General features: G+C 73.7%; 6 protein-coding genes. 4 read left to right on the top strand and 2 right to left on the bottom strand.

All coding sequences use genetic code 11. From position 1 onward, the window contains the following. Positions 1 to 737 (bottom strand): hypothetical protein (locus AE652_RS27855; RefSeq protein WP_049656348.1); only part of this gene is annotated, 737 nt, incomplete at its 3' end. Between the two features lie 364 nt (positions 738 to 1,101). Here AE652_RS27855 and AE652_RS27850 point away from each other — a divergent pair. After that, entirely contained in the window at positions 1,102 to 2,334 is a 1,233-nt protein-coding gene (locus AE652_RS27850; protein WP_107086555.1) for a M64 family metallopeptidase, read from the top strand. Positions 2,335 to 2,394: 60 nt separating this feature from the next. Then, complete coding sequence (locus AE652_RS27845; RefSeq protein ID WP_082346019.1) at positions 2,395 to 3,786, top strand: MFS transporter; 1,392 nt, start codon at positions 2,395 to 2,397, stop codon at positions 3,784 to 3,786. Positions 3,787 to 3,825: 39 nt separating this feature from the next. Here AE652_RS27845 and AE652_RS27840 read toward each other — a convergent pair whose 3' ends face one another. Then, positions 3,826 to 4,647 carry a maleylpyruvate isomerase family mycothiol-dependent enzyme gene (locus AE652_RS27840; protein ID WP_049656343.1) on the bottom strand — a complete coding sequence of 274 codons (822 nt, stop codon included), beginning with the start codon at positions 4,645 to 4,647 and terminating at the stop codon, positions 3,826 to 3,828. 174 nt (positions 4,648 to 4,821) lie between these two features. Between AE652_RS27840 and AE652_RS27835 the strand changes: the two genes are divergently transcribed. Beyond that, the gene (locus AE652_RS27835) at positions 4,822 to 5,619 is read left to right on the top strand and encodes a carbon-nitrogen family hydrolase (RefSeq protein ID WP_049656341.1); all 798 of its coding nucleotides are present in this window, start codon (positions 4,822 to 4,824) and stop codon (positions 5,617 to 5,619) included. Positions 5,620 to 5,828: 209 nt separating this feature from the next. Further along, positions 5,829 to 6,656, top strand: an 828-nt coding sequence (locus tag AE652_RS27830) for a GntR family transcriptional regulator (protein WP_063780287.1), incomplete at its 3' end; no start/stop codon positions are given.

Genomic DNA, 6,656 nt, shown 5'->3' with positions numbered 1-6,656 from the left:
GCGGCGGTGTCCTTGGTCTGCTCGGCGGCGGGCTTGGCCGGGGCCGGCTTGGTGTCCTTGGTGGGGGTGGGCTTGGGCTTGGCCGGGGTGGTCGGCTTGGTGCCGGCGGTGTCCTGGGGGTGGGTCACCTTGACCGTCTTGAAGCCCGAGTCGCCCGGGCCCTGGGAGCCGGCCATCTCGGTCGAGGCCAGCAGGTCGATCGTGGTCACGCCGTCCGGGGTGCCGGCGGCCAGCGAGTAGCGGAACTTGAAGGTCGCCGAGCTGTTGGCGGCCATCCGCTGGCGCTGGGAGCCGGTGATGTCGACGACGCGGGAGCAGCCGTCGAGCAGCTGGAGGTTCTTCCAGGCGCCGGTGTAGTCCTCGTACTGGATCCTGACGTCCTTGAGGCGGGCCGCGGCGCCCGAGCCCGGGGTGTGGATGCCGAGGAAGGGCTCCATGCCGTGGGCGTCCTCGGCGGCCTTGTTGGTGACCTTGACGGAGACCTCGTTCCAGCTGCCGTCCGCCACCACGGAGGACTTGGCGGAGACGATGGCGGTGTCCGGGGACAGTCCGGGCACGTTGGCCGGAGCCTCGTACGCGCCGTTGAGCCGGTGGTCCCCGCAGGCCCAGGCGGTGTCGGTGGCGAGGAACTGGACGCCGCCGGCGAGGACGACGGTGGCGGCGACGGTGGCGATGCGGCGGCGGCCGGAGAAGGCGCGGTCGTTCTTCGCAAAACGGGTGATAACGGACGTGCGCATGACGTGACTCCCCAAGGGTCATGGGTCTGACGGTGTGTGGGCGAAGACGACCGGCCCCGCTGCTTCACGAGCGGAAGCGCCCCCCGGCTCCGCCGGTCTCGCTCTCCGTGCCTTCATCCGTATAGACGCGCATCCCCGTCAGGGGTTGCAGGTGGGTTCCGAGAATTTTTCGGAGTTCTTCGGCGGGCCTCGGAGACCGTCCGAGTGATGGTTGGTATGACCTGAATGATCCGGAAAGTACGGATCGTTCGGCCAGGTCGGTGACTTTTTCGCGGCCGGATAGGGGAGTCCCGGCCGCCCGGGTACGTCTCCGCTCCACCACCCGGGCGACGCCGGGTGACCGGAACCCGGAGGACGCACCCGTATGCCGCCTGGCAACCCTGGCCGTCTCGTCCGGAGTCTGGCCGCACTCGTGCTGGTGTCCGCCGCCGCCCTCCCGGGCGCCCTGGAGCTGGTCGGCCCCTCGCCGTTCGGCGTGATCGGGCCGGGGGCCGCCGCCGACCGCGCGGTGCCGCCGCACGCGGCCCTCCAGGCCGACCAGCGGATACCCGCGGCCGCCCCCACCGTCGACATACGCCGCACCGGGGACCCGGCCAACCGGATCACCCTGGTGCTGCTCGGCGACGGCTACACGGCCGGCGAGCAGGAGCTCTTCCGGCAGCAGGCCGACAAGGCCTGGCACGCGCTGATGGACATCGAGCCCTTCCGCACCTACCAGGGCTTCTTCAACATCAGACGGGTCGAGGTGGTCTCCCCGGTCTCCGGGATAGCGGAGTCCGAGAGCCGCGGCCGCAAGACCGCCACCCCGCTCGGCATGCACTTCTGGTGCGAGGGCACCGCCCGGCTGCTCTGCGCCGACGAGGCCGCCACCGCCCGGTACGCGGGGGGCGGCGCCGGGCCGCAGTACCTGATAGCCCTGGCCAACTCCACCGAGTACGGCGGCGCCGGCGGCACCGGGGTGACCACCCTGGCGGGCGGCAGCCCGGACGCCGGGCGGATCATCCAGCACGAGATCGGGCACACCGTGGGGGACCTCGGCGACGAGTACGACAGCGCCCCGGAGGACGCCGACTACCCGAACCTCGCCACCCTCAACGCCGACGACATGCGCAGGAAGCAGACCAAGTGGTGGCGCTGGCTGGGCGCCGAGTCCCCGGACGGGGCCGGGGTGGTCGGGGCGTACCGCAGCGCCAACGGCCTCTACCGGCCCACCCCGGACTCGGTGATGCGCACCCTCGGCAGCGCGTACAACCTCCCCTCGCGCGAGGCGATCGTCGAGGAGCTGTACCGCAGGGTCCGGCCGACCGACGCCCCGGTGCCGGCCCCCGGCGAGGTGTCCGGGCGGCCGCGGCTCGACGTCCGGCCGCTGCCGCTGACCGGCCCGCGGCAGCTGAAGGTGGAGTGGAAGGTGAACGGCGTCCCGGTGACGCCTCAGTCCCCCGACGGCTCCTGGCTGGACACCGCCCCGCTGGAGCTGGCCCCGGGCCGGCCGGCCACCGTGACGGCGACCGTCAAGGACACCACCGACTGGGTGCGGGACGAGGCCTTCCGGGAGCGCCACATGACCCGCTCGGTGTCCTGGACGCTGACCGGCTGAGGCGCGGTGCGCGCCCCGCATCTGGGCGTCCAATCATGGGATGACTAATCTGGTCGGACTATGACCGTGGAGCCCGCCCGTCCAGCCCCGTCCCCGTCCGTCCCCGCTCCCCGACCCGCCGCCGGGCCCCCGGCCGGACCCGCGCCGGCGTCAGCGCCGGTGCCCGGACCCGTATTCGAGCCGCCCGGCGGCCGCGCGGCCTGGCTGGCCTGGTCCGTCGGCGTCAGCGTCTACATCCTGGCCGTCATCCACCGCACCAGCCTCGGCGTGGCCGGACTGGACGCCGCCGACCGCTTCGGCATCGGCGCCTCGGCGCTCTCCACCTTCTCGATCCTCCAGGTGCTGGTCTACGCGGCCATGCAGATCCCGGTCGGCCTGCTGGTCGACCGGTTCGGGCCGCGCCGGGTGCTGCTGCTGGGCGTCCTGCTGCTGAGCGCCGGTCAGCTGGCCTTCGCGTTCAGCTCCTCCTTCGGCCCCGCGCTGGCCTCCCGCGCGGTGCTCGGCTGCGGCGACGCGATGACCTTCATCAGCGTGCTGCGGATCGCCGCCCGGTGGTTCCCGGCGGCCCGGAACCCGTTCGTCGCCCAGCTGACCGGCCTGGCCGGGATGGGCGGCAACCTGGTCACCACCGTGGTGCTCGCCCAGGCGCTGCACAGCGAGGGCTGGACGCCCACCTTCACCGCGATCGCGCTGCTGGGCGTGGCGGTGTTCGCGCTGGTCGCGCTCTTCCTCAAGGACACGCCCCCGCAGGAGGCCGCCGCCCGGCCCGGGGAGGCCGGGAGGGGCGGGGCGACCGGGGCGCGGCCGAAGGTCGGCCAGCAGGTCCTCGCCTGCTGGCGGGAGCCGGGCACCCGGCTCGGGCTCTGGATCCACTTCACCACCCAGTTCCCCGGCAACGCCTTCGGCCTGCTCTGGGGCCTGCCCTACCTGGTGCAGGCGCAGGGCATGTCCCGGGCGGGGGCCGGCGGGCTGCTGACCCTGCTGGTGCTCAGCAACATGAGCTTCGGCTTCCTCTTCGGCCGGCTGCTCTCCGCCTCGGCGCGGGCCCGGATGCCGATCGTGCTGACCGTCGTCGTGACCACCGCGCTCGGCTGGGCGCTGGTGCTGGCCTGGCCCGGCGGCCACCCGCCGACCTGGCTGCTGGTCGGGATCATCCTGGTGATGGGCAGCAACGGCCCGGCCTCGCTCGTCGGCCTCGACTACGCGCGCGCCCGCAACCCCGCGGAGCGGCTCGGCACCGCCTCCGGGATCGTCAACATGGGCGGCTTCATCGGCACGATGATCACCCTCTTCGGCATCGGCGTGCTGCTGGACGCGCTCTCCCCGGACGGGGCCGTCGGGTACTCGGCCGACGCCTTCCGCTGGGCGTTCTGCTGGCAGTACGTCCCGCTGGCGGTGGGCACGGCGATGATCCTGCGGCTGCGCCGGAAGGTCGCGGCGCAGGCGGGCTGAGCCCGGGGCCGTCCGGCCCCGGGCCCCGGGCGGTCCGCCTCAGATGGTGACCGAGAAGTTGGCCAGCACCCGCTCGGCCAGCTCCTGGTCGCCCTCGACGGAGACCGGGCCGGGCCGGCCGCGGCCGCAGGCGAGCCGCAGGTAGGTCTCCCAGTCCATGGTGAGCTGGACGTCGGGCGCCAGGCTGATCGACTCGTCCACGGTGCAGTGGCCGGTGGCGTCCACCCGGACGGTGCGCAGGAACTCCACCGGGCCGGTGACGTCCAGCACCAGGGCCGTTCCGGCCGGGGCCCCGGCCTTGGTGGCGACGGCCTTGGGCAGCAGCTCCAGCAGCACGTCCCGGGTGATCAGCGCGGCCGGGGCGTCCAGGTTGCCCGGGGCCTCCAGGGCCCGGCGCAGGTCCTGCTCGTGCACCCAGACGTCGAAGGCCCGCCTCCGCAGCAGCTCGTGGTACGGGACGTCCCTGGCCAGCGGCCCGGCCGGCCAGCGCACCGGCTCCTCGGGCGTCTGCTTGGCGTTCCGCAGCGCCCGGGAGCGCCGGATGATCGTGTACTCCAGCTCGCTGGTCATCTCCAGCGCGGTGTGGCAGCGGCGCTTGTCGACCGGGAGTTCGACGTAGCGGGCGAACTCGGAGGTCACGTGACGGAGGTCACGCGGCAGCGAGTGGATCGGGCGGGGGTCGCCGAGCAGGTCGGACTCGACCGCGATCACGTGCGAGACGACGTCCCGGACGGACCAGCCCGGACACTCGGTGGCCCGGTTCCAGGAGCCCTCGGGAAGGGGGGCGACCAGCTCCGATATGGACTCGATGGTCTGGGTCCACGCCTCGGTGTAAGCCTGCACGGTCTGGTTGTCCGTCACGGGAATCTCCGGCCCTCCGTCAGCTTCCTTGCCGCCTGTGCCCCGCCGTCACGGCCGACCGGGATGGTCCGGCTTTCCCGGCGCACACGCTAACCGCACGTTACGCTGCCGGGAGACAGCTGGGCAGCGCTTTCGGGTGACGATCGTAGGTCTCTTGCCGTGGACGGTGGTACTGTGCGCGCTTCATTGATCCAACTCGCGGTCTCCGACGCGGAGCCGCCCGCCGAGCGGAGGGCTCGGGCGGCCGCCCTGGTGCGGGCGCAACAGGGTGCCGACCTGGTGGTCCTCCCGGAGCTGTGGCCGCTCGGCGGCTTCGCCTACGACCTCTGGTCGGACGGCGCGGAGACGCTGGACGGGCCCACCTCGGACGTGATGTCGGCCGCCGCCCGGGCCGCCGGGGTCTGGCTGCACGCCGGTTCGATCGTCGAACGCGATCCGGACGGTCCGATCTACAACACCTCGCTGCTGTTCTCCCCGGACGGCGAGCTGGTGCACACGTACCGCAAGATCCACCGCTTCGGCTTCGACAGCGGCGAGGCGGTGGTGATGGGCGCCGGGCAGGAGATCGTCACCGCGCCCACCGACTTCGCCACGCTGGGCCTGGCCACCTGCTACGACCTGCGCTTCCCGGAGCTGTTCCGGGCGCTGCTGGACGCCGGCGCGCAGCTGCTGGTGGTCCCGGCGGCCTGGCCGGCCCGGCGGCGCGAGCACTGGACGCTGCTGGCCCGGGCCCGGGCGGTGGAGGAGCAGGCCTTCGTGCTGGCCTGCAACACCGCCGGGACGCACGCCGGGGTCGAGCAGGCCGGGCACAGCATCGTGGTGGACCCGTGGGGCCGGGTGCTGGCCGAGGCGGGGGCGGACGAGGAGGTCCTGACGGTCGAGTTCGACCCGGCCGAGGTGGCCAAGGCGCGCGAGGAGTTCCCGGTGCTGCGGGACCGCCTGCTGGGGATCCCGGCGCCGGTCCAGCGCTGAGCCGGAGCGGCGCCCGGAGCGGGGGCCGGCGCGGCGGCGGGAGCGGGGGACGGGGCGCGGTCGGGACGGCGCCGGGGCGCCGCGGACGGCGTTCCAGAGGGTTGGTTCGTACCTGGGTCGATCGGGTTTGAGAAGATGAGCACTCGTCGTGTTCCCCGCCGGCCCGTACGAGGGCCTGCCCGGTCGGCCCGCCCGAGGAGGTCGCGCCCATGCCTGACAACGGCGCAGGCGACACCCCCCGTCCCGTCATCCACCGCAACAGCCTGCGCGAGCAGATCGCCGGCGCGCTGCGCGAGGAGATGATGGCCGGCCGACTCGCGGCCGGCCGCAACTTCACCGTCAAGGAGATCGCCGAGCTGTACGGCGTCTCCGCGACCCCGGCCCGCGAGGCCCTGGTCGACCTCGGCGCGCAGGGCCTGCTGCGGGCCGAGCACCACCGCGGCTTCACCGTGCCCGAGCTCGGCTGGGACGACTTCCTGGAGATCTTCGAGTCCCGGGTCCTGATCACCGACAGCTTCCACCGCCAGTACACCGCCCGCCGGGCGCTGCCCGACCTCAGCCGGCTGTCCTCGCTGCACCGCCGGGCCGACGCGGCGGTGCGGGCCGCCCGGGCCGGGAACCTGGACGTGATGGTGGGCTGCGACCGCCGGTTCTGGCAGGAGGTCGGCGCGCTGCTCGGCAACCGCCGGATCGCCGACTACCTGGACTGGCTGCGGGTGCAGTCCTGGATGTTCGCCGCCCGCTACCTGCGGGAGCTGCCCGCGCTGGGCGGGGTCTGCTGGGAGCGCCACCCGGACCTGGTCGAGGCGATCGAGGCCCGCGACCCGCTCGCCGCGCACCGGATCATCTGCGAGTACAACCTGTACACCGTCCGGCTGCTGGCCGGGCTGGCCGGACAGCCGCTGGAGTCGGTGACGGTCCTCGGGCTGCTCACCGAGTTCGCCGGGGAGGAGCCGCCGGCGGTGCCGGTCGAGCCGCCGTCCGCGCCGCCGGCCCCGCCGGAGCCAGCCGCCGAGTCCGCCGACGGGCCCGGCGCG

Source organism: Kitasatospora sp. MY 5-36 (assembly GCF_001182915.1).
Classification (GTDB): domain Bacteria; phylum Actinomycetota; class Actinomycetes; order Streptomycetales; family Streptomycetaceae; genus Kitasatospora.
The sequence above is the reverse complement of the archived record's forward strand: the minus strand, read 5'-3'. Positions and strand labels throughout refer to the sequence as shown.

Coding starts and splice junctions, on each gene's coding strand:
- AE652_RS27850 (WP_107086555.1), top strand. CDS start 1,102: ATGCCGCCTGGCAACCCTGGCCGTCTCGTCCGGAGTCTGGCCGCACTC.
- AE652_RS27845 (WP_082346019.1), top strand. CDS start 2,395: ATGACCGTGGAGCCCGCCCGTCCAGCCCCGTCCCCGTCCGTCCCCGCT.